Raw genomic sequence first — 292 nt, 5'->3', positions numbered from 1 at the left:
CTGCAGCCGGCCGTAGATGATGATGGCGCCGTTGATCGCGCCGCAGAGCAGCCCGGTGCCGAGCACCGCCAACACTCCAAACCCCGTCTCGAGGCCGGTGCCGATCACCAGCCATGAAGCCATGCAGTTGGTCAGCGTGAAGATCATGCCGACCGACAGATCAATGCCGGCGGTGATCACCACCAGCGTTTGCGCCATGGCGACAAAGGCGAGCAGAACACCCTTGTTCGCTGCCGTCTGCACGACATTGGCGGTGAAGCCGGCCGGATGGTTCGCGGTGTAGATGGCGAAC

The 292-nt window shown here is 63.4% G+C and carries 1 pseudogene; it reads right to left on the bottom strand.

From position 1 onward, the window contains the following. Window positions 1–292, bottom strand: a pseudogene (locus tag EN808_RS35865) (ABC transporter permease); the annotation flags it as partial.

This window comes from Mesorhizobium sp. M8A.F.Ca.ET.165.01.1.1 (assembly GCF_004792065.1).
Classification (GTDB): Bacteria; Pseudomonadota; Alphaproteobacteria; order Rhizobiales; family Rhizobiaceae; genus Mesorhizobium.
This window is presented reverse-complemented; position numbering and strand designations above follow the sequence as displayed.